Consider the following 26,446-nt stretch of genomic DNA (forward strand, 5'->3'; position numbering starts at 1 on the left):
TGACATGTCCAAAAGAATCGCTATTACGATTCTACTGAGTCTAATAGGCCTCACGCTTCTGCTTACGCCGCTGCAGGCTAAGCGATCTCCAGATATCTACTATCAGGATCAGGTTGCCGTCCTCATGTATCATCATATCCATGACACAGATAAAAGCTCAAGTACGATCACTACAGCGCTGTTCCAGGAACAACTTCAGTCTTTGCTGAGCAAGGGCTATCATTTTATTACATTGAGCGAATTCAAGCAATATATGGAAGGTGCAACGGTTCCTTCCAATGCCGTTCTCGTCACGTTCGATGACGGGTATCAGAGCTTTTATACAGCGGCCTATCCTATACTTAAAAGCTTACGTATTCCCGCTGTGAACTACGTGATTACGAATGATTTGGCCAACCCGATGGGTTCCTACATCCCTTCAATGTCCAAGGAACAGATCAGCGAAATGACCCATGCGACGAATTTTATCGATATTGGCTGTCATACCAATAACCTGCATCACAAGCTGTCTGATGGTAACGCAGCACTTGTTGGAAGATTGGATGCGGAGAGCGATGATGCCTTTAAGCAGCGAGTGCTCAAGGACACACAAGCATGCGTCGGCAAGCTTGCAGGGCTAACGGACGCGCCGCTAGACACGATGGCGTACCCGTTCGGCATCACGTCGCCTATGGCGACGGAACTTATTCAGCAGGCGGGCATCCGCTACGCCTTCACGATCACCCCCGAGATGGCTACGCGCAGCACTGATCATCTGCTTATCCCGCGGATCAACGCGGGCAGCCCAGGCATCACGCCGGCGCTGCTCCACCGCTCGATCCAGCGCCGGGTCTTGGCGCAGCCGGGCAGCGCGCCGCTGCGCGTGGACGCTGCCGCTGCCGCTGCGCAGCTCGGCGGCAGCGCAAGTGCGGAAGGCGGGGCGCTGCGCCTCCGCCTCGGGAGAGAGGCATTCACCCTGCAGGTGAATGCCAAGGCAGCGACGCGCGGGGTTACGCGCGTCGTACTGCGTGAGCCCGTGCTGCGCGAGCACGGGCAGGTCACGATCGCGCTCGACGATCTTGGGGCGCTGATCGGGCTGCCGCTCGTCTACACCCCGGCCACCGGGACGGTGGCAGCGCGGGTGACACCGAGCGTCAAATAGAAAAGGCCGTCTGGCTTCTTCTTGCCAGACGGCCCTTTCTTTGCGCAATCAATTGGCTATTCCGCCAACTTGCGGTACGATAGGAAGACTTGAAATAGAAGGAGTGCAAGCAGCCCGATGAACCATCACTTTTTTGCTTATTTATACCGTCTTAAATATATCGATCGCTGGAGTCTCATGTGGAACATGCGCAGAGATACCGTTGCTGAGCATTCTTACTACGTGTCTGCAATCGCTCATATGCTTTGCACCATCGCCAATGAAGTCTATGGCCGCAATGTACCAACAGATCGCGTCGTTTCCATTGCTTTGTTCCACGATGCATCCGAGGTATTAACCGGAGACATCCCTCAACCCGTGAAGCATAATAACGAGAAGATCCTGCGAAACTTCCGCGAAATCGAAGATGTTGCCGTCGAACGTCTCATTCAAACCATTCCTCCTGAGATCAGCGGCATCTACCGCAATCTAATACAAGATCCTGACCCTGAGCTTTATCGTTGGGTGAAAGCCGCAGACTTGCTCGAAGCCTACATCAAATGCTTAACAGAGCTCTCTACCGGCAACCGCGAGTTCGTAGTTGCGAAACAGCAAATATTAGAAAGCCTGCAGAGAATGAATATGCCTGAAGTCGATTATTTCCTCGAGCATATGAGCGCATCGTTCGAGAAAACATTGGATGAAATCACATTGAATTCGTCCCAGGAAAATTAAGGACCTTTCAGAAATCAAACAAAAAGAGCATGCCATCAACGAAGATGAGCATGCTCTTTCTTTTTCGCACGAACTTAAGCAAATAATTGTGGATTTGTCATAAATAAAACAGCGACGATAACCGCTGCCGCTGCGATCCAGCTAAATGTTTTAATTTTCGCAGCATCGGAAGCTGTACTTTTTCCTGCTTTGCTATTTGCAACCAGCTTCTTGATTCTGCCTCCGATCATACCTGTGACCGCTCCTATAATAATCAACAAAACGACAGCTAGCGCCATCCACAGGGCGGATGGTTTAGGATCTACTTGACTAATCATAGCTCCACCTGTAAGGAATGTCACGATCAACGAAAATTGGGCAACTCGGTTCAACGTGGACAGAAGTCCCATGAAGATCTCTAGTGCAGCACCGGATAAAGTAGCAGCACGTCCCACAATGAAAGGGAACACGACATACGAACCAAGCAATAAGGCACTAATTACATGTAAAAAAATCATTACTTGATACATTTTGATAACCTCCGCAATTTTAATTAGAATGGATTCCCTTCAGTATACCGAATAGGAATCTTCTGGACAAGAAAGCGATGTCATAAAAACTGTAAATTCACCATATCTACATAAAAATGTGACTAAAACAGCAGAAAAGAACCCCAGGTACTCAAAAAGGGTCCAAGGGTTCTTTGTACTCTGTATTTAAGGCAGCGGCTGGAGGAGTATCTCCTAGCGCGTTGTACGGAAACGCTCACCGAAATTGGTAGACAACCAATCTGAGCTTGCAACAATTGCATCGCTGCCAGCCTGCTTCCGCTGTGCTCCTTCTCATTAACATCTCCCTCCATCCATTTGGAATAAATGACCAATTCAGTGGCCTGTAATAAATTCCTATTTATAAAACCAAAAAAAGAGCCAACTCCCTAATAAATAGGTAGTTGGCTCTTTGCATGAAAATCGATTAGCCTGTTACAATTTTGATTACGTTGCGAACGGAGTTAGCCGTTTTGTCCAAAGCTGTTTTTTCTTCCTCAGTCAGCTCGATGTCAAGAATTTTCTCGATACCGTTAGCGCCAAGCACAGTCAGAACGCCCATGAACAGATTATCATAGCCATACTCGCCTTCAAGAAGGGCAATGGTAGGGATGATACGTTTTTTATCTTTAAGGATTGCTTCAGTCATTTGCACAAGAGAAGCTGCCGGTGCGTAGTATGCACTACCGTTACCAAGCAGGTTTACGATTTCGCCGCCGCCAGTACGTGTACGTTGAACGATAGCTTCAATGCGCTCAGCTGGGATCAGCTTCTCGATTGGCACGCCGCCAGCGTATGTGTAACGAACGAGTGGAACCATGTCATCGCCGTGTCCGCCGATAACAACCCCTTTTACATCCTCAACGGATACATTCAGCTCTTGGGAGATGAATGTCAGGTAACGAGCTGTATCGAGTACGCCGGATTGACCGATTACGCGATTTTTGGGGAATCCAAGTGCTTGAAAAGCTACGTAAGTCATCGCATCAACTGGGTTACTCAAGATGATAACGATGGAGTTAGGAGCTACTTCTCTCACGTTCTCACAAACGGATTTCACGATGCCAGCATTCGTGTTAACCAGATCGTCGCGGCTCATACCCGGTTTACGAGCGATACCTGCTGTGATGATGACAATGTCGGAATCAGCAGCATCTGCATAGTTGGAAGTACCTGTAATTTGGCTATCGTAGCCTTGAACTGGACCTGCTTCGAGCATGTCGAGCGCTTTCCCTTTTGTAGGGTTTTCCAGTTGCGGGATGTCGAGAAGAACAACGTCACCAAGTTCTTTTTGAGCTAACATAAGAGCAGTTGTTGCTCCCGTGAAACCTGCGCCGACAACGGTAATTTTATTACGACGAATTGCCATTTGAGATGTGCCTCCTAATAGTTTTTAGTAGATCAACTTTTTCTCAAAAGAATTAAGCCATGTTTTTGATGATTTCGTTCGCGAACTCGGAACATTTGATTTCTTTCGCGCCTTCCATCAAACGAGCAAAGTCATAAGTGACGGTTTTGTTATTGATGGATGTTTCTAATCCTTTGTAGATCAATTCAGCCGCTTCCAACCAGCCAAGGTGCTCGAGCAGCATAACGCCGGATAGGATTACGGAACCTGGGTTAACTACGTCAAGACCCGCATATTTAGGAGCTGTACCATGCGTAGCTTCGAAGATTGCGTGACCAGTCAAGTAGTTAATATTCGCTCCTGGAGCGATACCAATACCACCAACTTGTGCAGCAAGTGCATCAGACAGGTAGTCACCGTTCAAGTTCAATGTTGCGATAACGTCGAAGTCAGTCGGACGAGTCAATACTTGTTGCAAAGCGATGTCGGCGATAGCATCTTTTACGATGATTTTGCCAGCTGCTTCTGCATCTTTTTGAGCTTTGTTAGCTGCTTCTGCACCTTGCTCTTCTTTAATGCGGTCGTATTGTGCCCATGTGAATGTTTTGTCTCCGAATTCACGCTCAGCCAACTCGTAACCCCAGTTTTTGAACGCGCCTTCTGTGAATTTCATGATGTTACCTTTGTGTACCAATGTAACGGTTTTACGGCCATGTTTGATTGCGTACTCAATCGCTGCACGAATCAGACGCTCGGAACCTTCGGAGGAGACTGGTTTAATACCGATACCGGAAGTCTCTGGGAAACGGATTTTCTTAACGCCCATTTCATCTTGAAGGAATTTGATGACTTTTTTAACAGCGTCGGAACCGGCTTCCCACTCAATACCTGCATAGATGTCCTCTGTGTTTTCACGGAAAATAACCATATTAACCAGCTCAGGACGTTTAACCGGTGAAGGAACGCCATCGAAGTAACGGACTGGACGGGAACATACGTAAAGATCTAATTCTTGACGAAGTGCCACGTTCAGGGAACGAATGCCGCCGCCGATTGGCGTTGTAAGAGGTCCTTTGATGGACACGATGTATTCGCGCATAGCTGTTAATGTATCGTTAGGCAGCCAGTTGTTGAATTTGTTAAAAGCTTTCTCGCCAGCAAATACTTCGTACCAAGCGATTTTCTTCTCACCTTTGTAAGCTTTCTCAACAGCAGCATCCAGAACGCGTACAGAAGCAGCCCAGATATCAGGACCTGTTCCGTCACCTTCGATGTAAGGGATGATCGGGTTGTTGGGTACTTGCAGAACACCATTCTCGATGGTGATTTTTTGACCTTCTTTTGGAAGCTCGTAGGATTCGAATTGTGGCATGATAGTTCCTCCTAAAATTTATGTAGATTAGTTTATCAAAAAGTTACTATTGCGCGTTACGTTGCGTGCTTTTGGCAGTGCCTTCCGACCGCTGTTATCATCCTGTCCAAATGAATTTATTACAAGGAGAGACTTTGATCTCGATCAAAGATCCCTATATATGGTATGGACAGGATTCTAAAGGCGGCCACTACGTTTCTCCAGGCACTGCCAAGCACTCCACTTAGCTACATAGCTGCTGCGAGAAACTTCCTAAGAAATTTAACTCGTCACCGTAGAAGTATGTAGGTAGACACACAAAAAGTGACGGGAGTTGCGGTACTCCCAGGGGTGAACCTGATGGAGATGGGTACCGAACTACCCGCACCTTGAGCTTAGATCAATGACAATTAGCGAGCGCTAATTGGGATATATTTTTGGTTAACCGGACCTGTGTACTCAGCGCGAGGACGGATTAAGCGGTTGTTCTCGTACTGCTCTAGGATGTGGGCAGCCCAACCGGATGTACGGCTAATCGCGAAGATCGGCGTAAACAGGTCGCGTGGGATTTCCAATGTTGTATATACGGAAGCCGAGTAGAAGTCTACGTTCGGTTTCAAGCCTTTTAGGCTAGTAACCAACTCATCAGCTTTAATGGACATTTCGTACCATTTCAAGTTGCCAGTCAGCTTACCTAGCTCATATGACATTTTTTGCAAGTGCTTCGCGCGCGGATCTCCGTTTTTGTAAACACGGTGTCCAAAGCCCATGATTTTATCTTTGCGCTCTAACTTATCGTTGATGTAAGGAACTACGTTTTCTACAGTGCCGATCTCTTCGAGCATTGCCATAACTGCTTCATTTGCACCGCCGTGAAGAGGTCCTTTAAGCGTGCCGATTGCAGAAGTAATACCGGAGTATATGTCTGTTAATGTTGCAACAGTAACGCGTGCAGCGAATGTGGAAGCATTCAGCTCATGGTCAGCATGTAAAACTAATGCTTTGTCCAGAGCTTCAATAGCGACCTTATCCGGTTTGTTACCTGTCAGTTGGTACAAGAAGTTAGCAGCTACAGAAGAATATCCTGGGGAAGCTAATGGTTCTTTACCTTCACGGATACGCGCGAATGCCGCGATGATGCCAGGAATTTGTGCTTGCAGCTTGATCGCTTTGCGCACATTGGATTCTGGACTCAAATCGTTAGCTTCATCATCATACAGCGCAAGAGCGGATACGGCTGTACGAAGAGCGGCCATGGAATTAACATCTTTCGGGAATGCTTTCAACTGGTTGATAACAGCATCAGGCACCTTGCTGTAAGCGTTCAGGTCGCTTTGCAGTTTCTCGAGTTCCGTTTGCTTAGGCAACTTACCGAACCAAAGTAAATAAATAACTTCTTCAAATGTCGCATTTTCTGCGAGGTCATCAATATCAATCCCGCGATATGTTAGTACTCCATCTACTATGGAGCTGATCGACGAGGTCGTGGCTACAATTCCTTCTAAACCTTTGGTTGCAGACATGGGAATCTCTCCTTAGCTTACTCTATTAGCAAAAAATTGCTTTTTTCCTAACTTTAATAATAATGTATTTTGCTCGGTAAGTGAACAAAAGAGGACATAAAACTTCATTATCACTACCATAAAGAATCTTTTTGGCAGAATTCGCCTCTGTCTTTTGGATCCACATCTTTAAACGCACGATACAAGTTTTTGTTAATTTCCTCGATTTATGCAACCAAGGAGTAAAAATTTGTCGAGACAGGTTGAGATTGATACAATGTAGGCACAGTAATAGTGATTTTTCTCTGAAAAAAGGAGCAAATACATGAGCAGCGACACAAGTATCGGCATCATTGATATCGGGTCCAACTCGATTCGACTCGTTATCTACGAAATCAATGCCCTGGGGGCATACCGTGTTGTGAGTGAGCACAAAGATTCAGCTAGACTCAGCGAGCGCATTGGTTACGATGGCATTTTACATAGCAAAGATATTATTTCCATTGTCCCCATTCTATCCCACTATGCTCTGCTATGCAAAGTTCATGAAGTTCAGACGGTAAGAGCCGTTGCAACGGCAGCCATACGTAATGCGAATAATTCAGCCGAAATTGTACGCGTTCTCGAAGGGCAGACCGGACTAAGCATCGAAGTCCTGAGCGGCACGGAGGAAGCTCGCTATGGCTACGTAGGTGTGGTTAATTCGATCGATATTCGGGACGGCCTGATCATTGATATTGGCGGAGGGAGCACGGAAGTCACTTTGCTTCGTGACCGGAAATTGCTGCACAGCGTTTCCTTTCCTTTCGGTGCGGTGAACACCACACGTCAATTTATGAAAAATGAGAATCTCACCGAGCAGGAAATCGTAGATATTCGCCAGATGGTTCAAGTTGCAATTTCGGATCATCCTTGGATTACGGATTCTCCGAATCTGCCTATGATTGGACTAGGTGGAACGATTCGAACTCTAGGAAAAATGAGTCAAAAACGCAGTAAATATTCACTCCAGCTTGCTCATAATTACGTGTTAAAACCAGGAGAGCTTAATGCCTTCCTTACCTTGTTATCCTCATTACCTATAGAAAAGCGAAAAAAAATAGATGGTCTCTCCAAAGAGCGTGCAGATATTATGGTTCCGGGACTGATTATTCTGGATACTCTATTCGAAGCGGCGGGCGCATCCGGGTGCATTATCAGCGGGTCAGGACTTCGAGATGGCCTTTTCTATGAAACACTCGATCCTAAGCACCCGATCAAGCCTGATGTACTTGAAGCAAGTATTCATAATTTACTTTTACTCCATCCGAACGCTGCTGAGAAACATGTTAGGCATGTGGATAAATTCGCAACTCAGCTTTATGAAAAGCTCTCTGCAAGATCTGAATTGGAAGAACAAAACCAACGATATATGCACACGGCTGCCCTCCTGCATCGAATTGGAGCCAGTGTTCACTATTATCAATATCTCAAGCATACTCAGTACATGATGGCATGGTCGCGTATCGACGGTCTTAGTCATCGAGAAATTGTCATTTGCTCCTTCATTGCTACTTATAAAACAAAAAGCCGGACCCACCAGCAAATCCTTGCATACAAGGACCTGCTGGCGGAATCCGACGAGGCATTAATTGTAATGTTAGGTACACTTCTTAAGTTAGCTATAGCCTTGGATCACAGTGAGACACAGCCTGTTCAAGAGCTGCAATTAACACAAACTGAAACGACTTTGACCCTTAAGCTGTTATGTGTCCACAACCCCATCATGGAGTTAAAGGAACTCGGCGCTATAGGCAAAGAATTTGAAAAAGTCTGGGGTCTAAAGCTTAAGATTCAAGCCGGAGTTTTTTCCAAGAAGTAATTTTCATCGCCTCGAACTGACTCCGATATGGGGTCAGTTCATTTTTTATCCGACTGTACATCCCGTTCGGCATCAGTTCCCTTGCTTTAACGTTATCGCGTAGGCTGACATTTAGAATTTGAATCATCACTTTCTTCATTTGATTATCAATGACTGGGCACATCAGCTCAATACGGCGACTTAAATTACGTGTCATCCAGTCAGCCGAAGATAAATAGACATCAACTAAACCGCCATTTTCGAAATAATAAATGCGTGAATGCTCTAAAAAACGATCTACGATACTCCTAACCGTAATATTCTCACTAAGCCCAGACACTCCTGGACGTAAACAGCACACGCCGCGGATAATCAATTCGATCTTAACACCCGCTTGCGAAGCCGAATACAAGGCATCTACCATTTCTTGATTGGATAGTGAATTCATTTTAGCAATAATTTTGGCTGGTCTGCCCGCTTTGGCATGCGCTGCCTCACGTTCAATAAGTTCGAACAGCTTATCTTTTAAATCGGTTGGAGCCACAGCGAAGGACTGCCAATCATGCGGAGCAGAGTAGCCGGTAATCTCATTGAAAAGTGCCGAAGCGTCTTCACCAATTACGCTGTTTGAGGTGAAAAGTCCAACGTCGGTGTATAGACGAGCTGTGCTATCGTTATAGTTACCCGTTCCCACATGTACATAACGGCGCAGCGTATGCTCCTCCTGTCTAACGACTAGCGTTATTTTAGCATGAGTTTTGAGCCCTACAAGTCCATAAACGACATGACAACCTGACTTTTCTAGCATTCTTGCCCATGCGATATTCCGCTCTTCGTCAAATCGGGCTTTCAGCTCAACAACAACTGTGACCTGTTTTCCGGACTCCGCGGCTCTGGCTAGCGCTTGAATAATCGGTGAGTTTCCGCTCGCCCTGTACAGCGTCATTTTGATCGCCAGTACGTTAGTATCATAGGCAGCATGGATGATGAAATCGGTCACCGCGTCAAATGTTTCGAATGGATGATGCACAAGTACATCCATTTGTTTGAGAACCTCGAAGATATCATTCGTATCCTCGAATTCAACTGGATATTTGGCAATGACACGCGGATAGCGAAGATTTTCATAGCCATTTAACGAACTTGCCAGCTTCATAAAATAAGTGATATCCAGCGGTCCATCAATTTCAAAAATTTGCTCTTCAATCTCAAACTCATCCTGAAGCTGGGCAAGAGCATAGGGATGAATCCCTTCTTGCACTTCAAGTCGTACTGGAGAGCCCCAGCGCCTGCGTCTAAGCTCCTTCTCGATCTCTTCAAGCAGATCTTCCGCCCCTTCTTCATTGAGCGTTAAATCGGCGTTACGAGTCACTCTGAACCCATGCACAGAAATCGGGATGTATCCACTGAATAGCGATTGGATATGGTGCTTCATCAATTCTTCAAGAAGAATAAATTCCGTCTTTTTACTATTCGGCCGTGTTGGGACAGGAATGTAACGGGATAAATTGCTGGGAACTTGAACGATAGCAAAATAAGGCTCATCATCCGGGTCATCCCCATCTCGCACAAGAAGCACGGCTAAATAAACGGACTGATTATGTACAAGTGGAAATGGACGACTTTGATCCACAGCCATCGGAGTTAATACGGGAAAAATGATGTCATGATAATACGCATCCATGGCTTTCTTCTGGCTCGTATTCAAATCTTCATATTCAGCGAACACAATGCCTTCTTTGGTCAACAGTCTCGTTACTTCACGATACGTTTTATACTGTTCTGTCACCATTTTGGCCGTGCGCTTCATAATTCGTTTAATAAGACCCGCAGGGGTGTAGCCCGTGAAGTCTTTCTTGGTATATCCAGCCTTGATTTGATCCTTGAGTCCTGCGACACGAACACTCATGAATTCATCGAGATTGCTAGAAACGATAGCCAGAAATTTCATACGCTCAAGCAGCGGAGTGCTCGAATCTTGAGCTTCCTCCAGAACACGCCAATTGAACTCGATCCAGCTTAAATCACGGTTTAAGTACTTGGTCGAAATCTCTTTGACTTCTTTGTGCTCTTTAGCTTCCTTCAAATCAGGTTCTCGCGCAATACCCATAAAGCCTCCAATTTTGTTGTCTATTTTTGCCATATTGACATCTATATTGTACTATGTGCCCTGTACACCGACAATGCGGATACCCCTCTATTACTATATGAAGATTTTGTAAAGGAATGTTTGTTTCCTTATTTATCCATGTTCATGTTACAATAAAAAGACTTGAACTTAGGAGAGAAAAAACTTTGGGTATCCTGAATCCACGATTAGTTCACCAAATTTTCAGGGGCATTTGGGTTGCATCTATTATTGTTTTAATTAGCTTCGCTTTCTATTATGTAATTCCACTTATTTACCCATTTATTTTTGGCTGGATCCTAGCACTTATGCTTAATCCTCTTGTGAACTTCTTCCAATTCAAATTAAAATTTCCACGTTGGCTTGCCGTCACCTTATCTATGATGATATTTTTGGGTGCCATGCTTACGGCCATTTCCTTACTTGTCGCAAATATCGTTGTGGAATTAGGTTCGCTTGCCGAAACCTTGCAGTTTCAGATTAACAGACGGATGGAGCAATTCAATGTGTTCATTAATTCTTCAGCTTTCCAGAATTGGATTGAACGCATTAATGAGTTTTTTGAAAATAACCCGAAATATCAAGAAACCGTCAACAATAATCTTTCTTCAACAGCAGGCTCGATTGCAGATGTCAGTAAATTCATAATTAGTTATGTTTTTGACACGCTAAAAAGATTTCTAACCTCACTGCCGAATATCGCGACAATTACAATTATCGTCATGCTGGCCACCTTCTTTATCAGTAAAGATTGGTATCAGCTTATCAGAAGATATAAAGGAATCTTCTCCGAGATGATTGTGAAGACGACCCGCTTGATACGGAACGACTTGCAAAAAGCATTGTTTGGCTACATGCGCGCCCAGCTGATCCTCATTTCGCTTACAGCTCTTGTGGTCATCATCGGATTACTCGTATTGCGCGTTGACTACGCGATAACCATTGGCTTATTAACAGGCTTAGCAGACTTGATGCCTTATTTGGGGACCGGTGCCGTCATGGTGCCGTGGATTCTGTATGTGTTCTTCGCGCAAGGAAACCTTTACCTTGGAATTGGACTAAGTGTGCTTTATGGCGTCATTGTGATTGCTAGACAAATTATGGAACCTAAGGTGCTGGCCTCCTCCGTCGGCTTAGACCCTCTGGCTACGCTAATCGTTATGTTCGTCGGACTGAAGCTATTCGGACTGCTTGGGCTCATTATTGGTCCTGTAAGTCTCATTATGATTTCGGCTTTCTATCGCGCAAGAATCTTTCATAATATTGCTGCTTACATACAAAAAGGCTCGGTTCCTCCCGAATAGGTGGATGACCGAGCCTTAGTTTTTACATACCGCGAACAACTACCGTCCGGCTTTATCTGCGATTTATGAAATTAATTCGGCCTTTGCCGATTTGTTTTTGGATCAGCGCAAGCAGCATAACTCTGAAGATCGGTCTCGTGTAGGGAAAAACAAGCAGAAATCCGAAAATATCTGTAATGAAACCGGGCATGATTAATAAAATACCTCCGATGAAAATACAGATTCCATCAAGCAAATGCTGTGCAGGCAGTTGGCCCTGCGACCACTCATACCGAGCATATTCCAGTACTTTGCGGCCTTCGCGCTTGGTAAAATAGGCACCTAGGAAGCCGCTTAAAATAAGAAGCGCGAATGTGGTCCAGCCGCCGATAAGATGTCCCATGGTGATGAGGAGTGTAATTTCTAACGCAGGAACAAGAATAAAGATGGCAAGAATAATACGAAACATAAGCTCAGCCCCTTTTAAGAATACTTAGATAGCAGCTGCCATAATTCTGGCGCTTCCTTCTCTATACGTATTGGCTTCCAAGAAGGATTCACCCAAACATGCCGCGTTGTTCCTGTCACAAGTAATTCGCCGGTAGGTTCTGCAGCAGAATCTATGGTCAGATCCGTCATTTCTTCTGATACTTTACGGATTTCATAGGCAAAATGGAGCCGAACGCCGGTCATTTCGACCACACGCGTATGGATGGCTACTAAATCGTCGTAACGAGCCGGCTTCTTGAATTTAACCTCCGCCTCAACAACCGGCAGCAAGTGCCCTTTGTCCTCGATTCTACGGTATGGATAGCCAAGCCCTCTAATTAGCTCGGTTCGCCCGATCTCGAACCACGTCAAATAGTTGGCATGGTAAACAACTCCCATTTGATCCGTTTCTTCATATCGTACGCGAAGCTGATGCTGATGCCAACGTTCCTGAGTCATGATAATGAATTCCTCCAGTGACAAATTCTTAGATATCATTATAACACAGCTCGGACGTTGAGGATTGTGCCGTCACCCAGGAAAGTAATTTATATAAAAAAAGAGTGAAGCCGAGAATACATCTCGCTTCACTCTTCGTTATAACTAAAGAACGCTCGCTTGACCGGAGTAGATAACCCCAACTTCCGGATAGATCGAAACTTGTGTACTGTCTTTGATGATTTCTACTGCGTTCTCAACGCCGACAATAACCGGAATCCCAAGGCTTAGTGCTACTACTGCCGCATGGGAAGTGATGCCGCCTACTTCGGTAATCAGCGCCGAAGCTCTTTGTATGGCCGGCATATATTCTTTATCTGTCGACACGGTTACAAGTACTGCACCGTCTACCATTTTAGCATTAGCTTCTTCAGGAGTACGAGCCGTTACAACAATACCGCTTGCCGTTTGCATGCCGATACCTGTTCCTTTGGCAATCATCTCACCAACTTGATGAACCTTGATTAAGTTCGTAGTTCCAGAGCGTCCAACAGGGACGCCTGCTGTAATAACGACGATATCTCCAAGAGACACGATACCTGTTTTAATACTGCTGTCCACCGCAAGGTTGAACAGCTCGTCCGTTGTTTTCGCGGTATTTCCCTTCACCGGAATAACACCCCATACGAGGGATAAACGACGAATCACTTGCTCGCTAGGAGTAACTGCAATGATAGGCGCTTTCGGACGGTATTTGGATACCATTCTAGCTGTATATCCACTTTCCGTAGCCGTTAGAATCGCTTTTGCACCCAACTCCAAAGCAGAGTTAGCTACCGCTTGAGAAATCGCTTCGGTTACCGTAACTTGTTGGGCTTGTGCTTGACGAAGGAAAATTTCCTTATATTCCAATGCTGCTTCCGCACGCTCAGCGATACGAGCCATCGTTTGCACGGATTCAACCGGGTATTTACCTGCAGCAGTTTCACCTGACAGCATCACAGCATCCGTACCGTCGAAAACTGCATTCGCAACGTCACTAGCTTCTGCGCGCGTTGGACGCGGGTTACGCTGCATCGAGTCGAGCATCATCGTTGCCGTAATAACCGGCTTACCTACGATGTTACATTTTTTGATCATTTGTTTTTGAACAACAGGAACGTCTTCAGCTGGAATTTCAACACCAAGATCTCCACGAGCAACCATTAGACCATCGGAAACTTCAAGGATTTCGTCTAAGTTATCAACGCCCTCTTGGTTTTCGATTTTACTAATAATTTGGATGTGCGATGCATTATGTCTTTCCAGCAATTCACGAATTTCCATAACATCACTTGCTTTCCGAACGAAAGAAGCTGCGATGAAATCTACGCCTTGCTCGATTCCGAACACGATATCGTTCGCATCTTTTTCAGTGATACCTGGAAGGCTGATTTTCACGCCTGGCACGTTAACACCTTTTTTGCTTTTCATTGTTCCACCATTGATAATACGGCACTCGATTTCTGTTCCGCGAATATCAACAACCGAAAGACCAATCAAACCATCATCGATTAGAATGGTAGATCCTACCTCAACGTCACGCGGCAGATTCGAATAAGTAACCGAGATACGGTCTACATCCCCCAAAATTTCTTCTGTTGTCAAAATGATGTGCTTGTCCTGAACGAGCTCAATCGGCTCTTCTTTCAATTTACCCGTACGAATTTCCGGTCCTTTGGTATCAAGCAGAATAGCGGCTACTTTGCCTGTCTCAGCAGATGCTGCGCGAAGGTTACGAATACGTGCGCCATGCTCATCAAAATCTCCGTGGGAGAAATTAAGACGGGCAACGTTCATTCCCGCTTCAAGAAGTTTTTTCAAATTCTCAAGTGATTCGCTTGCAGGTCCAATGGTACAGACAATTTTCGTTTTACGCATGGTTTCCCTCCTGAGTGAATGTGAACCGACCTATATCTCTAAATTTGCGGTAACGGTCCTCGAGCAGCTCCTGTCCGTTCATACTTAGCAAATGCTGAAGCTGTTCCCAGATAGCTGTTTTGATGAATTCTGCTTGTGTTGCCGGATCTCGGTGTGCGCCGCCTTTGGGCTCCGGAATAATACCGTCGATCACGCCCAGCTCCAAGATATGATCCGCAGTAATTTTCATAGCTTCTGCCGCGTGTAAGGCTTTGGAAGCATCTTTATATAAGATGGAAGCTGCGCCTTCGGGACTAATAACCGAATAGATAGCATTCTCCAACATTAACACCTTGTTTCCTACACCTAATGCGAGTGCGCCACCACTGCCGCCCTCTCCAATAACAATACAGATGATCGGCACACGAAAAGAGGCCATTTCCAGTAAATTTCTGGCAATCGCTTCTCCTTGACCACGCTCTTCTGCAGCATTCCCTGGGAACGCACCTTTGGTATCAATAAACGTAATGATAGGACGTTTAAATTTGTTAGCTTGACGCATCATACGCAGCGCTTTACGGAATCCTTCCGGATGCGGACATCCGAAGTTGCGAGCGATATTATCCTTCGTATCTTTCCCTTTTTGATGACCGACAACAGTGACAGGAATTCCGTTCAACTTGGCTAGTCCGCCTACTATCGCAAGGTCATCCCCATATAGTCGATCGCCATGAAACTCTATGAAATCTGTGAAAATAGACAAAATATAATCAATCGTCGTTGGCCTTTGCGGATGACGAGCTAACTGCATTTTTTCAGCAGAAGACATACTCGCATAAAGTTCATCCTCCAGCTGGACGTATCTTTCTTCCAAACGGCGTATTTCCTCTGAAAAGTCAATTTGTTTCTCTGCACCGAATTTACGCAGTTCAGCTATCTTGCTCTTTAGTTCCGCCAGCGGCTGTTCAAACGGCATTTCACCCGCCATAATTCGCCTCCTCCTTCACTCCGTGCATGTCCAACAGCTTGATTAACGTAGGTCTCATATCCTTACGGCTTACGACCTTGTCGAGCTGACCATGCTCGAGATTGAATTCAGATGTCTGGAAATTGTCCGGCAGTTTTTGTTTAATTGTTTGTTCAATGACACGGCGGCCCGTGAATCCAAATGGCGCTGCCGGCTCGGCAATAATAATGTCACCCAACATAGCAAAACTCGCGGATACACCACCGAAAGTCGGATCCGTAATGATCGAAATAAACAATCCGCCTTCGGCACTGAGTTTGGACAAAGCAGCGCTTGTTTTCGCCATTTGCATCAAACTAAGAATGCTTTCTTGCATACGTGCTCCACCTGATGTGGAGTAGATGATAATGGGAACTTTCTTCTCAATAGCGGCTTCGACCGCCCTAGTTATTCTCTCTCCAACAACGGAGCCAAGTGATCCGCCCATAAAATCAAAACTCATAGCCGCAACAATAACCGGATAGCCACCAATCGTACCTTCCCCGGTAATAATCGCATCTTGTAATTTCGTTGTACTCTTCGCTTTATCTAATTTCTCTGCGTAATCAGGGAACTGCAATGGGTCTTCGGAGATCATATCCGCGTCATATTCCAAAATCTGGCCTTCATCGAGCGTTAATTGGATACGTTCCATTGCGCTTAAACGATAATGGTAGCCGCAGGCTGTACAGACTTTAAGGTTTTTCTCAAGCTCTTTGCTCGTTTGAATCGTACCGCATTTCGGGCATTTATTCATTAAACCTTCGGGAATTTCCCTTTTTGTTTTCTCAGAAGGAATCGTTGCATATTTACGCTTTTGAAATAAATCCTTTAGCACATTTCCACCTCTAATTGGCTATTATCGTGAATCGCTGACAAGCCATGTTACTTATTTCTACTTTTCACTATCTATGTAAAATAGAATTGAGCACTTCTTGCACTTCTTCTAATTCCCCTTCGGGAACAACGATTTCGAACTGATTTTTGGATAAGGAGATACCCCTGACTTGTACGAGAAATCCTTCTTCCGTCAGCCTCTGTTTAATCCGCTCTGCAATTTTCGCGGTAGGAGCTATGTATATCACCGTCCACATGAAAAAAAAAACCTCCTATGAAGTACAACTACACGGATTAGGGCAAGTTAGCAACGATGATAGTAAACATCCTTTATAAGCACAGGCACACACAATGGAATAATGATATCATAATTTCTCTTTTTCCCGCAACAGAGCACTTTCATGAAAAAAAGTGAAGTCTGAACTATTAGGTCTAGTCCAGACGTAGTTTACTGCTATAATCAGGCGCATGCTCATTCTGATGAGCGATTCTGGCAGAAGCAGCTGCCGCTAATCCACAGATCAAATCATCTAAAAAAACATGCACAGAACTCCGATCATCATTCAAGGTCCGGATTATACCCATTTTTTCTTTATCCAGATAACCAAAACTAGTTAAGCCAATCATCCCATACACATGAACAATGCCCAGGGCCAGAGTTTCATCAACACCGAACAGGGGTTCATCTGCCTCAAGAATTGACTGCAACGGCTCGGGTAACAGCTTCTTCTCCGCCAATTCATCAAGCGCAATACCCGTGTATAGCGTATACTGCACTTCCCGCTTGGAAAGAACAGCCAGCACACTTTCGATACACTCTTCTTCGGAAAGTTGATCATTATAGGGCTTTTGCAGCCTGAACACAATTTCAGAGATTTGTTCTACCGTTACACCACGCTTTTGCAGCAATTGGATCATATGTTGTTGTTCGGTCATAAGTCCTCCTCCATCGCATGTATTGACCCTGAAATGCCGGGTTCCTATTCATATGCGGAGGAAGCATTCTTTATTTCACTCTGACCGAATCTTTGCCCATGATGGTCTCAATCATCCGGATCAGATCCTTGGAAGGATCGACCAAATATTGATCACTCAGGGCCAAGAGCTTGTTGCTGCTTTCGTAGAATAGCGCAACCGCGAGCGGTCCTTTGTACAGCTTCAGCAGCGCCTTCAGCTGCAGCAGTTTGTCCGGCTGCTCGCAGTCAGCCGAGATCTTGACGAACACCCGCTGCGCCTTCGGCTCCGCAGCGGTTTTCTCGCTGCCCGCAGCCTGCGGCCGGGCAGCGCTTGTCCGCGCAGGCTGCGATGCAGCGCGGGGCTCCTGGCGGCCCGTTGAGGCGGCCGCCTGCGTTACGGCGGCGACGCTCCGCGCACCGCCAGAGCCGGCTGCCGCACGCGCAGGCTGCCGGCGAAGCCGTTGGACGCCCGCAGGGTCGTCCAACGCGACAAGCTGCTCCGCGAGCAGCTTGGGCGGGTCCTCGTCCTGAAGCTGCAGCTTCGCCCGGACGAGGACGAGTCTGCCCTTCTGCACGAGCGGAGCCGCGTTCTTCCAGGTCTCGGGAAACAACACCACCTCGGCTTTATCGATTCGATCCTCTAGCTCCATGAATGCCATGGGCTGCCCCTTCTTCGTGACGATCGTTTTATTCGAAAGGATCATCCCAGCTACAAGCACCTCGCTATTATCCGGCAGCTCGCCCAGCTGATGAATCATAACCGCTTCCATCTCTGCTAGCTGCAACGCGAAGGCATCAAGCGGATGCCCGGATATATACATGCCAAGAAGTTCCTTCTCGAGCTCCAATTGTTTGCTCTGCGGCATCTGTGGAATGTTCGGAACCTCCACTTCCCAGTTCGGTTCCTCAACGAAGCCGAAAAGGTGGAGCTGCAGATCATCCCGCTCCTTGCGCCATTTCGTAGCGGAAGCAATCGTTTCATCTAGTATGGCCATCAGCTGAGCGCGATGCCCGCCAAGGGTATCAAAGGCCCCTCCTTGTATCAGTGATTCAATGACCCGTTTATTACACACGCGTAAATCAACTCGTCTGCAGAAATCAAGTAAGCTCTCGAAGGGCGATTGCTTACGTTCACTAAGAATAGCATCGATCGCTTGGGTACCCACATTCTTAATCGCTGCAAGTCCAAAGCGGATCGCCCCGGCCATAGGATCAGGTGTAAACACCGTTCCGCTCCCATTCACATCCGGCGGCAGCACAGCCAGCTTCATCCGTCGACATTCATCCACATATTCGGCTACCTTCCTGTGATTCCCCATCACCGCCGTTAACATAGAAGCCATGAAATAAATCGGATAATGCGCTTTTAAGTAGGCGGTTTGGAATGCCAGCACCCCATAAGCCGTTGCATGCGCTCGCGGGAAACCATAATCTGCAAAACGCACGATCATATCATACACATGGTTAGCATCTTCGGCATTAAACCCTTGACGCAAGCTGCCCGAAACGAAATGTGCCCGTTCTTCATCCAGCACTTCCCTTTTCTTCTTGGAAACAGCTCGTCTTAACAGATCCGCTTCACCTAAGCTAAAACCAGCCATTGATGAAGCAATTTGCATAATTTGCTCCTGGTACACGATAATGCCGTACGTATCCCGAAGGATAGGTTCTAACGTGGGGTGCGGATAGACGACCTCCATCTGTCCGTGTTTCCCAAAAATATATTTCGGTATAAACTCCATCGGACCTGGACGGTACAAGGCCAAAACGGAAATAATATCTTCAAAAACAGAGGGCTTCAAATCCTTCAACACTTTGCGTACACCTGTTGACTCCAGTTGGAAGACGCCCGTCGTCTCCCCCTTACTGAGCATACCATAGGTCACTGCATCCTCATCCATATTAAGCACATCAAAGTTGAGGCGCACGTCTTCCATCTGTGCAATCCAGTCAACCGTTCGTTCTATAATAGACAGCGTCCGCAAGCCGAGAAAATCCATTTTCAACAGTCCGATGGCTTCCAAATGTTCCATCGTATACTGGGTAAGAGCTGTTTGAGCCGTGCCTTCTTGGAGAGGAACATACTGCGTCAACGGTTCTCTGGAAATAACAACACCTGCAGCATGTGTTGATGCATGGCGCGGCATTCCTTCAACACGCATCGCCATTTCAAGCAATTCTGCTGTCTTGGGCTGTTTGGATACCAGCGCTTTTAAATCAGAGCTAACCTGAAGTGCTTCCGCCAAGGTCATACCTAGTTGATTCGGAATCGCCTTGGCCGCACGATCAACATCTCCATATGGTACATTTAGTACACGTCCGACGTCCCTTACCGCGGCTTTGGCCGCCATCGTCCCGAAGGTAATAATTTGCGCGACATGCTCGTGCCCATATTTGGCAACCACGTAGTCAATCACTTCATCCCGGCGTTCATCGCTAAAATCGATATCAATATCCGGCATCGTAATCCGTTCTGGGTTAAGAAAACGTTCAAACAACAGCTTATATTTAATCGGATCCACATTCGTAATGCGCAGTACATAAGCAACTAGACTTCCGGCAGAAGATCCTCTGCCTGGTCCCGTCATGATACTCTTCTCGTGAGCAAAACGGATGAAATCCCATACGATCAAGAAGTAATCTGAAAATCCCATCTTCTCAATGACACCTAACTCATAAGCAAGACGTTCTTCCGCTTGTTTCCGCAGCGGTGAATCCTCTGAATACCACTCCGGATTAGAAGAATAGCGCTGCTCTAACCCTTGTAAACAGAGTTCCTGCAAATATTCTCCAGCCGTGAGATGCTCAGGAATAGGACGAAAGCTTGGCAAAATCGATTTGCCGAACTCTAGTTCGAGTTCACAGCGTGAAGCCACAACGTTCGTATTCGTAAGCGCTTCGGGAACATGAACGAATAAACGGCTCATCTCCTCTTCGCTTTTCAAATACATCTGGCTCGTTCCCATGCGAAGACGGTCCGTGTCCTCCACGGTTTTGCCTGTACCAATACAAATGAGGATGTCCTGCATCACATGATCCGGTTCTGTCACATAGTGCACATCATTCGTGGCGATAAGCGGGATTCCCGATTCTTTACTCAGCTCGATCATCGAGATCATCACTTTTTTCTGTTCAATCATCCCATGATCTTGAATTTCCAGAAAGAAATCATCACCGAAAATGCCGCGATAGCGTTCAGCAGCTTTTTTGGCTTCATCGTGACGATTGTGAAGCAAATGCTGAGAAACCTCGCTGCCTAAGCAGGAGCTCAGACAAATAAGTCCCTCTGAATGCCTGGCTAAATGTTCCAAATCGATACGAGGTTTATAGTGAAAGCCCTGTAACTGTCCGATTGAACAGAGCTTCATTAAATTTTGGTAGCCTTGAAAGTTCTTAGCGAGCAGAATGAGGTGATAGATAGGCTGTTCTTGTCTCGTCCCTTTATCGCGAATGGAGCCTGCTGTGAAATAGACCTCACACCCAATAATAGGTTTGATGCCTCGTTGTTTGCATGCCTTATAGAAGGCGATTGCACCGTACATAACACCGTGATCCGTCAAAGCCAGAGAGGTCATGCCAAGATCAGCCGCATGTGAAACAAGCTCCTCCATACGTGCGGCACCATCTAATAAACTGTATTCACTATGCACGTGTAAGTGTACAAACGAACTCATCAGCATTTCCTCCCTTCTCTCATTTTATTCCTTACATATTATCATATTGTAGCTGATCTTTCCCATACATTAAGTATAGAGAGTTTGTCCTCTTTAACTCAGTTAGAAAGGAAGCGATAAGGACATGTATGTCTTTTTGGCCGATATTATCATGCATTTCGCAATTTCCTTCGGGGTTGTATTCGGAGGCAGCATGTTAAGTGGAATTGCTGCCGTACTCACCCTTCAATCACCTACGGAAAAAATGCTGACTATTTCAGAAAACATTAAAATCTGGGCCATGGTGGCTGCAGTCGGCGGCACGATTGATCCGATACGCTATATTGAAAGCCATGTAGCTGTTGGGCATTTGAATCCGGCGATTAAACAAATCGTTCTGATCGTCGTTGCCTTCACTGGGGCACAGATGGGCACTTCACTCATTCAAATGATCTGCAGGGGAGGCCATCAGTCTTGAGGATCCCTCCTTTTGCCCGATATCAACGTCTGCTTTCGAGCTTCGGACTGATGGTTTCGGGGGCCATAATTGGGAGCGCAATTTATATGAGCATACATCAGCACACCTATAATGAGCTCTATGTGCAGATGCATAAATATTTGGAAGAAAACGCCGAACTTCGTTCCGATATCGAGAGCTTAAATAAAACGCGAAATAAACAATCATTGATTAATGTAGTCAACGTGCATTTACTTCCCAAAAGCCAAAACGATCTCATCAGTGAAGATATTCAGAAAGAAATCGAGGGGGATGTGAAGAGTGAGCTCAAACTCGTAATTGGTCAAAAAGTCGCGTTCGTGCGGGACTCTCAGCCCCTTTATGAAAGAATTATTACCCAGCGGACATATGTTTTACATGATAAAAAGTATATCGTTGAGGTCAAATCCATCGTATTAATTCAAACCGAGCTGACCGTCTGGATTACAGCTCAAGAAAAACGAACCTAACGATCTAGATAGTCGAAGATTGCAATCTTTCGATAAAATCGCTAAAGTAAACAGTAAAATCGCTTAAAGGACGGATTATACATATGTTCGCCATTCAAATCACTTTATTCTCCCTTATTTGCATACTGCTAGGGCTGTCCGTGTATTTCAGCTTCCGCTCTCGACGCGAGGCGGATATGGCCAAACGCGGTTTATTCTCGGCTCGCATGAATATTTGCATGGGATTGATGCTAGTTCTGATCGCGGTCACCCAAATCTTCTTCTTTAGTGAATCCAGCTTTCGCCGCATCTTCGGCACCGTTCTTGTCTTGCTGGGTCTGTTCAACTTATTCGCCGGCATTCGCAATCATGGGCACTTCGATCGGATGCTGCGTTAGATCACTTGAGCGGTTAGCATCGCTTTGGAAACCAAAGTGCCTGCATGATATATTTCTACATCTATTTTGCCAAATTTACGGCTCACCTCAATGATGGTGGGTCGTATTTCTATTTTCGAATCTATTTGCAGTGGTTTTAAGAAATAGGTCGACATATTATCCATGACGAGATCACCCTTCTTGTGTTCCTGCACAATGCGGTAAGCTGCCTGGGTCATTAACGTTGTGAGAACACCTTCCGATACCGTTCCCAGATGATTTGTCATCTGCGGAGTAATGACGCCGTGAAACTGCAGCGCCCCCTTCTCATCCCTGACCTCTTCTAGTCCGGACCAGATTAAATCCTCAAACGTTTCGCCATGCTGCGGCTGCTTTTGGATATACTGCATGGCTTTCAGCACATCACTGCGGTTCAATACACCCAGCATCTTGCGGTTCGTATCAACAACAGGCAGCAGTTCAATGCCTTCCCATACCATCATATGAGCAGCAGAGGCTACAGAGGTTTGAGGTGAAACGGTTAGGGGACTGCGCGTCATCAGTTTATCCACCGTTTGCAAAGAATTGGCACCCACCATATCCTTGGAGGTCACGACACCAATAATACGATTCCACTCATCGACAACGGGAAAACGGCTATAGCCCGTATCCTCCGACATGCGCTGCCAGTCTTTCAATGTGCTATGTGCCTTAAGCGCATAGAGGGAAGCACCTGAAGCTAGGATGTCCTCTACAAGCATAATCTTCTTCTTAATCAATCGATCATATATTGCTCTATTAATCATTGAGGCTACTGTGAATGTGTCGTAACTGCTCGAAATAATGGGCAGCTCTAGCTGGTCAGCTAGTACTTTCACCTCTGAACTGGTATCAAATCCCCCTGTGATCAACACACCTGCGCCTTGTTCTAACGCACAGAAATGGGCCCTGTTTCGGTTACCTACGATAAGAAGGCTGCCAGCCTCAATGTAACGCATCATGGCGTCCTGCTCCATCGCCCCGATGACGAACTTGTGCAGCGTCTTGTGGAGTCCACGTGAGCCTCCAAGCACTTGTCCATCCACCATATTCACGACTTCAGAAAAAGTCAGTTTGTCAATGTTTTGCCGCAGTTTCTTTTCAACTCTCACGGTTCCGATCCGCTCTTTGGTCGAGACCAAACCTTGATTCTCAGCCTCTTTAATTGCTCGGTAAGCGGTGCCTTCACTAACTTCCATGTTCTTTGCAATCTTTCGCACCGAGATCCGGCTGCCGAGCTTCAAGCTTTCAATATAACGTAATATTTGTTCATGCTTTGTTAAATTATCCACGGATTGTGTATCCAACTGTTACACCTCATTTACTTGTTCCTGTACTACTCTGTACTACTAGTATAAGCGTTCCAAAGGGTAAGAACAATGAGGAAAGCTTTCTTAAAGAAAAAATCCAACCCTATTGGATTGGATGCTTTATTCTTATTATAGCAAACATATGTTCGTTGTCAAAATGGAAATCTCATCTTAGCGCTATTTGCGAAATTGCAGCATTTTTCTGCGACCTTGGACAAGCTGTTCCAACTTCCATCTTTTCATTCGATTGATGCGGCTCAGCTCTTTGCGTTTCTCTTCATCCACACCCAGTATTTGGTGCAGATGAGACGCTATCACGAGAAGTGCCATCGCGATCCAGATGACACTAAAAATCATAGGCAAGGACCCCACATCTCGAAACTCTAACTGGGGAACGGAGTAAAATAGCATGCCTAATGCTAAGCTCATGTACACAACATTTTTTAAGCCTTTCAACATGGTCACACTCCTTTCGCTCTGATAACCTCAAACCTGTCTCTTACCTTCTTCATTGTATGAGACAAGTTCTTGTTATATGAGTTCAAAGCGAAAGATTAAAGGCTTACTCAACCAAGAAGCCCTGTTCGCTCAGGAACGCTTTCATGTGCTCGCGCGGCCGCTGCGCTTTGGCGGCCATTTCTTTGGACCAGGTCGTATCCACTTTCCCGTCGGTACGAACCTTCATATAGTCGCGGATGCTCTCATCGTACACGTCGACTGCGACTGGATTGTCCGTATACCGATTCTCGTGGTACACGGCTTCTCGCGGAAGCCGCGGGCGCTGCAGCGGCTCTTGATCCGGCATACCGATGCACATGCCGAAGACGGGGTACACCAGCTGCGGCAAGCCCAGCAGCTGAGACACCTCAGCAGGCTTGTTGCGCAGCCCGCCGATAAATACTACGCCGAGGCCAAGCGACTCGGCGGCAATGGCTGCATTTTGCGCAGCGAGTGCAGCATCTACCGTGGCAACGATGAAATTCTCAGCATTGCCAGTAACCGGCGTGTCCCCATGACGGTGGACAGCCTGCGCGTAGCGGTGCAAATCGCCGCACCATACAAGGAACAGCGGACACTCGCTGACGTAAGGTTGATTGCCAGCAAGCGCGGCAAGCTGGCTCTTGAGCCCTTTATCCGTAACGTGGATAAAGCTGTACGCCTGCATATTGCTTGATGTAGAGGCCGCTTGAGCAGCTGCCAGAATAGCGTTCAACTGCACTTCACTGACAGGTTGATCCGTAAACTTACGAATCGAGCGATGATTTTGCAATAAAGTAATTATTTCGTTCATGCTTGAACAACCTTTCTTCTGTAAGAGAATTTATTTTTGAGACTCTCACCGCTATGGTCGACAAACCATCATAACGGATCCTTCATTGTCTGCATATCTAATTTCAGTATCTGCTAAACGAAATTTTTTAAAACCTAAATCTAGGAGCCGCTCCTCGCGTTGGCATTCGTTCTATGAGCCTCCCCATAGCTGACAATGGCGAGGAGAAGTCCTGCGATAATCAGCTTGCGGAATTCGTTGCTTTCATGACTTCAGCAACGATTTGATACGATTTTAACCGCGCCTCATAATCAAAAATCTGAGCGGCGATAATCCATTCATCGGCTTCCGTTTGCTGTTGCAGAATTCGCAGCTTCTCGCGCACGGTATCCCTATTCCCTACGATGGAATAACTCAATTGTTGGTCAACATACGCTTTTTCCTGAGGAGTCCACAGAGGCTCCAAACTGTCTACCGGAGGATTCAACAGACCTCTTCGACCGCGGATAATATTTAAGAACTGCTGCTGCAGCGAGGTAACCAGCCTTTGGGCCTCTTCATCCGTATCGGCGGCAATAATGTTAATCCCCACCATAGCGTAGGGCTTATCCAGCGCTTCCGAAGGACGGAAACTGCCGCGATACAATTCGAGTGCCGGAAGCAGATAATCCGGGGCAAAATGGCTCGCGAAAGCGAAGGGTAGCCCAAGCTGTCCTGCCAGCTGAGCGCTAAAACCGCTAGAACCCAGCAGCCAGATGGGAATATTAAGTCCTTCCCCCGGAACGGCTCGAACACCCGGTACGGCGGATTCTAGCGATGGATCCAAGTACCCGCGCAGCTCATTGAGCATTTCAGGGAAATCATGTCCATCGCCTCCTAAGCCGCGGCGCAGCGCACGCGCAGTTAACTGGTCAGACCCTGGAGCTCTGCCCAAACCTAAATCGATGCGACCAGGATACAACGATTCCAAGGTTCCGAACTGCTCCGCTATTACAAGTGGAGCATGATTGGGCAGCATGATGCCGCCAGAGCCTACACGGATTTTTTCTGTCCCGCTTGCTACATGACTGATGACTAAGGATGTGGCCGAACTTGCGATTCCCGGCATATTGTGATGCTCGGCGAGCCAATATCGATGGTAGCCCCATTGCTCGGCATGTTTCGCCAGATCCAGTGAACGGTGAAAGGAATCTCTAGGCGTCCCGCCTACGATAACAGGAGCTAGATCTAAAATAGAAAAAGGAATCATTTAATGGTCAACCTCCATTTTATATAACTATAAGCATGTGCTTACTTTTTGTAAATTAGTATATTTTTATATGAAAACAAGCCTCTGCAATAATAGGCAGATAGCCTATAGCTTTCAGAAGCTTGTCCGAATTTATTCTAATCA

24 protein-coding genes are annotated in these 26,446 nt (G+C 46.3%); 7 read left to right on the forward strand and 17 right to left on the reverse strand.

Features of this window, described 5'->3' with window-relative positions; genetic code table 11:
• The first annotated feature begins 4 nt into the window (after positions 1 to 4).
• Positions 5 to 1,141, forward strand: coding sequence for a polysaccharide deacetylase family protein (locus tag BLT91_RS05280; RefSeq protein WP_090817692.1), 1,137 nt, complete (start codon positions 5 to 7; stop codon positions 1,139 to 1,141).
• A gap of 117 nt (positions 1,142 to 1,258) precedes the next feature.
• Positions 1,259 to 1,855 (forward strand): 5'-deoxynucleotidase, encoded by a 597-nt coding sequence (gene yfbR, locus BLT91_RS05285; protein ID WP_090817695.1) that lies wholly within the window; start codon positions 1,259 to 1,261, stop codon positions 1,853 to 1,855.
• Positions 1,856 to 1,929: 74 nt separating this feature from the next.
• Here yfbR and BLT91_RS05290 read toward each other — a convergent pair whose 3' ends face one another.
• From BLT91_RS05290 to citZ, 4 genes are all read right to left on the reverse strand, one after another.
• On the reverse strand, positions 1,930 to 2,364 hold the full coding sequence (locus BLT91_RS05290) for a hypothetical protein (RefSeq protein WP_090817698.1): 435 nt from the start codon (positions 2,362 to 2,364) through the stop codon (positions 1,930 to 1,932).
• A 445-nt stretch (positions 2,365 to 2,809) separates the two neighbouring features.
• Positions 2,810 to 3,751 (reverse strand): malate dehydrogenase, encoded by a 942-nt coding sequence (mdh, locus tag BLT91_RS05295; RefSeq protein ID WP_090817701.1) that lies wholly within the window; start codon positions 3,749 to 3,751, stop codon positions 2,810 to 2,812.
• Positions 3,752 to 3,803: 52 nt separating this feature from the next.
• Positions 3,804 to 5,102, reverse strand: coding sequence for an NADP-dependent isocitrate dehydrogenase (gene icd, locus BLT91_RS05300; protein WP_090817704.1), 1,299 nt, complete (start codon positions 5,100 to 5,102; stop codon positions 3,804 to 3,806).
• A 389-nt stretch (positions 5,103 to 5,491) separates the two neighbouring features.
• Positions 5,492 to 6,604: a citrate synthase gene (citZ, locus tag BLT91_RS05305; RefSeq protein WP_090817706.1), complete on the reverse strand. Its 1,113-nt coding sequence runs from the start codon at positions 6,602 to 6,604 to the stop codon at positions 5,492 to 5,494.
• A gap of 304 nt (positions 6,605 to 6,908) precedes the next feature.
• Between citZ and BLT91_RS05310 the strand changes: the two genes are divergently transcribed.
• Positions 6,909 to 8,444: a Ppx/GppA phosphatase family protein gene (locus BLT91_RS05310; RefSeq protein ID WP_090817709.1), complete on the forward strand. Its 1,536-nt coding sequence runs from the start codon at positions 6,909 to 6,911 to the stop codon at positions 8,442 to 8,444.
• Here the strand turns inward: BLT91_RS05310 and BLT91_RS05315 are convergent.
• Complete coding sequence (locus tag BLT91_RS05315; protein WP_090817711.1) at positions 8,410 to 10,533, reverse strand: RNA degradosome polyphosphate kinase; 2,124 nt, start codon at positions 10,531 to 10,533, stop codon at positions 8,410 to 8,412. The genes BLT91_RS05310 and BLT91_RS05315 overlap by 35 nt on opposite strands.
• Positions 10,534 to 10,718: 185 nt before the next feature.
• Here BLT91_RS05315 and ytvI point away from each other — a divergent pair, with 185 nt between their 5' ends.
• The gene (ytvI, locus tag BLT91_RS05320; RefSeq protein ID WP_254776800.1) at positions 10,719 to 11,855 is read left to right on the forward strand and encodes a sporulation integral membrane protein YtvI; all 1,137 of its coding nucleotides are present in this window, start codon (positions 10,719 to 10,721) and stop codon (positions 11,853 to 11,855) included.
• 52 nt (positions 11,856 to 11,907) lie between these two features.
• On the opposite strand, the gene BLT91_RS05325 is transcribed toward ytvI, so the two are convergent.
• From BLT91_RS05325 to BLT91_RS05360, 8 genes are all read right to left on the reverse strand, one after another.
• Positions 11,908 to 12,303: an FxsA family protein gene (locus BLT91_RS05325; protein WP_090817720.1), complete on the reverse strand. Its 396-nt coding sequence runs from the start codon at positions 12,301 to 12,303 to the stop codon at positions 11,908 to 11,910.
• Between the two features lie 14 nt (positions 12,304 to 12,317).
• Positions 12,318 to 12,782 (reverse strand): acyl-CoA thioesterase, encoded by a 465-nt coding sequence (locus BLT91_RS05330; RefSeq protein ID WP_090817723.1) that lies wholly within the window; start codon positions 12,780 to 12,782, stop codon positions 12,318 to 12,320.
• Positions 12,783 to 12,926: 144 nt separating this feature from the next.
• The gene (pyk, locus tag BLT91_RS05335; protein ID WP_090817726.1) at positions 12,927 to 14,681 is read right to left on the reverse strand and encodes a pyruvate kinase; all 1,755 of its coding nucleotides are present in this window, start codon (positions 14,679 to 14,681) and stop codon (positions 12,927 to 12,929) included.
• Entirely contained in the window at positions 14,674 to 15,648 is a 975-nt protein-coding gene (locus BLT91_RS05340; protein WP_090817729.1) for an acetyl-CoA carboxylase carboxyltransferase subunit alpha, read from the reverse strand. The genes pyk and BLT91_RS05340 overlap by 8 nt, the downstream gene beginning before the upstream one ends.
• Positions 15,638 to 16,504 (reverse strand): acetyl-CoA carboxylase, carboxyltransferase subunit beta, encoded by an 867-nt coding sequence (gene accD, locus BLT91_RS05345; RefSeq protein ID WP_090817732.1) that lies wholly within the window; start codon positions 16,502 to 16,504, stop codon positions 15,638 to 15,640. The genes BLT91_RS05340 and accD overlap by 11 nt, the downstream gene beginning before the upstream one ends.
• A gap of 67 nt (positions 16,505 to 16,571) precedes the next feature.
• A complete protein-coding gene (locus BLT91_RS05350) occupies positions 16,572 to 16,760 on the reverse strand; it encodes a hypothetical protein (protein ID WP_028554922.1) in 189 nt (62 codons plus the stop codon).
• Between the two features lie 175 nt (positions 16,761 to 16,935).
• Positions 16,936 to 17,439: a phosphatidylglycerophosphatase A family protein gene (locus BLT91_RS05355; protein ID WP_090817735.1), complete on the reverse strand. Its 504-nt coding sequence runs from the start codon at positions 17,437 to 17,439 to the stop codon at positions 16,936 to 16,938.
• 70 nt (positions 17,440 to 17,509) lie between these two features.
• Positions 17,510 to 21,133: a DNA polymerase III subunit alpha gene (locus BLT91_RS05360; RefSeq protein WP_090817738.1), complete on the reverse strand. Its 3,624-nt coding sequence runs from the start codon at positions 21,131 to 21,133 to the stop codon at positions 17,510 to 17,512.
• Positions 21,134 to 21,257: 124 nt separating this feature from the next.
• Between BLT91_RS05360 and BLT91_RS05365 the strand changes: the two genes are divergently transcribed.
• The 3 genes from BLT91_RS05365 to BLT91_RS05375 all read left to right on the forward strand — a co-directional run bounded on the left by BLT91_RS05365 (position 21,258) and on the right by BLT91_RS05375 (position 22,455).
• A complete protein-coding gene (locus BLT91_RS05365; RefSeq protein ID WP_090817741.1) occupies positions 21,258 to 21,590 on the forward strand; it encodes a YtrH family sporulation protein in 333 nt (110 codons plus the stop codon).
• Positions 21,591 to 21,676: 86 nt separating this feature from the next.
• Entirely contained in the window at positions 21,677 to 22,078 is a 402-nt protein-coding gene (locus BLT91_RS05370; protein ID WP_141224932.1) for a sporulation membrane protein YtrI, read from the forward strand.
• Between the two features lie 83 nt (positions 22,079 to 22,161).
• Positions 22,162 to 22,455 carry a YtpI family protein gene (locus BLT91_RS05375; protein ID WP_090817747.1) on the forward strand — a complete coding sequence of 98 codons (294 nt, stop codon included), beginning with the start codon at positions 22,162 to 22,164 and terminating at the stop codon, positions 22,453 to 22,455.
• Here the strand turns inward: BLT91_RS05375 and BLT91_RS05380 are convergent.
• The 4 genes from BLT91_RS05380 to BLT91_RS05395 form a co-directional block, all read right to left on the reverse strand.
• Positions 22,452 to 23,780 carry a DRTGG domain-containing protein gene (locus tag BLT91_RS05380; protein WP_254776801.1) on the reverse strand — a complete coding sequence of 443 codons (1,329 nt, stop codon included), beginning with the start codon at positions 23,778 to 23,780 and terminating at the stop codon, positions 22,452 to 22,454. The genes BLT91_RS05375 and BLT91_RS05380 overlap by 4 nt on opposite strands.
• A gap of 180 nt (positions 23,781 to 23,960) precedes the next feature.
• Positions 23,961 to 24,242, reverse strand: a complete 282-nt coding sequence (locus tag BLT91_RS05385; RefSeq protein ID WP_175532104.1) for a hypothetical protein — start codon at positions 24,240 to 24,242, stop codon at positions 23,961 to 23,963.
• A 103-nt stretch (positions 24,243 to 24,345) separates the two neighbouring features.
• Positions 24,346 to 25,074 (reverse strand): oxygen-insensitive NADPH nitroreductase, encoded by a 729-nt coding sequence (nfsA, locus tag BLT91_RS05390; protein WP_090817750.1) that lies wholly within the window; start codon positions 25,072 to 25,074, stop codon positions 24,346 to 24,348.
• Between the two features lie 220 nt (positions 25,075 to 25,294).
• Positions 25,295 to 26,302 carry an LLM class flavin-dependent oxidoreductase gene (locus BLT91_RS05395; protein WP_090817753.1) on the reverse strand — a complete coding sequence of 336 codons (1,008 nt, stop codon included), beginning with the start codon at positions 26,300 to 26,302 and terminating at the stop codon, positions 25,295 to 25,297.
• Positions 26,303 to 26,446 lie beyond the last annotated feature (144 nt).

The organism is Paenibacillus sp. yr247 (genome assembly GCF_900103825.1).
GTDB lineage: Bacteria > Bacillota > Bacilli > Paenibacillales > NBRC-103111 > Paenibacillus_E.

Coding starts and splice junctions, on each gene's coding strand:
- BLT91_RS05280 (WP_090817692.1), top strand. CDS start 5: ATGTCCAAAAGAATCGCTATTACGATTCTACTGAGTCTAATAGGCCTC.
- yfbR (WP_090817695.1), top strand. CDS start 1,259: ATGAACCATCACTTTTTTGCTTATTTATACCGTCTTAAATATATCGAT.
- BLT91_RS05290 (WP_090817698.1), bottom strand. CDS start 2,364: ATGTATCAAGTAATGATTTTTTTACATGTAATTAGTGCCTTATTGCTT.
- mdh (WP_090817701.1), bottom strand. CDS start 3,751: ATGGCAATTCGTCGTAATAAAATTACCGTTGTCGGCGCAGGTTTCACG.
- icd (WP_090817704.1), bottom strand. CDS start 5,102: ATGCCACAATTCGAATCCTACGAGCTTCCAAAAGAAGGTCAAAAAATC.
- citZ (WP_090817706.1), bottom strand. CDS start 6,604: ATGTCTGCAACCAAAGGTTTAGAAGGAATTGTAGCCACGACCTCGTCG.
- BLT91_RS05310 (WP_090817709.1), top strand. CDS start 6,909: ATGAGCAGCGACACAAGTATCGGCATCATTGATATCGGGTCCAACTCG.
- BLT91_RS05315 (WP_090817711.1), bottom strand. CDS start 10,533: ATGGGTATTGCGCGAGAACCTGATTTGAAGGAAGCTAAAGAGCACAAA.
- BLT91_RS05325 (WP_090817720.1), bottom strand. CDS start 12,303: ATGTTTCGTATTATTCTTGCCATCTTTATTCTTGTTCCTGCGTTAGAA.
- BLT91_RS05330 (WP_090817723.1), bottom strand. CDS start 12,782: ATGACTCAGGAACGTTGGCATCAGCATCAGCTTCGCGTACGATATGAA.
- pyk (WP_090817726.1), bottom strand. CDS start 14,681: ATGCGTAAAACGAAAATTGTCTGTACCATTGGACCTGCAAGCGAATCA.
- BLT91_RS05340 (WP_090817729.1), bottom strand. CDS start 15,648: ATGGCGGGTGAAATGCCGTTTGAACAGCCGCTGGCGGAACTAAAGAGC.
- BLT91_RS05350 (WP_028554922.1), bottom strand. CDS start 16,760: ATGTGGACGGTGATATACATAGCTCCTACCGCGAAAATTGCAGAGCGG.
- BLT91_RS05355 (WP_090817735.1), bottom strand. CDS start 17,439: ATGACCGAACAACAACATATGATCCAATTGCTGCAAAAGCGTGGTGTA.
- BLT91_RS05360 (WP_090817738.1), bottom strand. CDS start 21,133: ATGAGTTCGTTTGTACACTTACACGTGCATAGTGAATACAGTTTATTA.
- BLT91_RS05365 (WP_090817741.1), top strand. CDS start 21,258: ATGTATGTCTTTTTGGCCGATATTATCATGCATTTCGCAATTTCCTTC.
- BLT91_RS05370 (WP_141224932.1), top strand. CDS start 21,677: ATGAGCATACATCAGCACACCTATAATGAGCTCTATGTGCAGATGCAT.
- BLT91_RS05375 (WP_090817747.1), top strand. CDS start 22,162: ATGTTCGCCATTCAAATCACTTTATTCTCCCTTATTTGCATACTGCTA.
- BLT91_RS05385 (WP_175532104.1), bottom strand. CDS start 24,242: ATGTTGAAAGGCTTAAAAAATGTTGTGTACATGAGCTTAGCATTAGGC.
- nfsA (WP_090817750.1), bottom strand. CDS start 25,074: ATGAACGAAATAATTACTTTATTGCAAAATCATCGCTCGATTCGTAAG.
- BLT91_RS05395 (WP_090817753.1), bottom strand. CDS start 26,302: ATGATTCCTTTTTCTATTTTAGATCTAGCTCCTGTTATCGTAGGCGGG.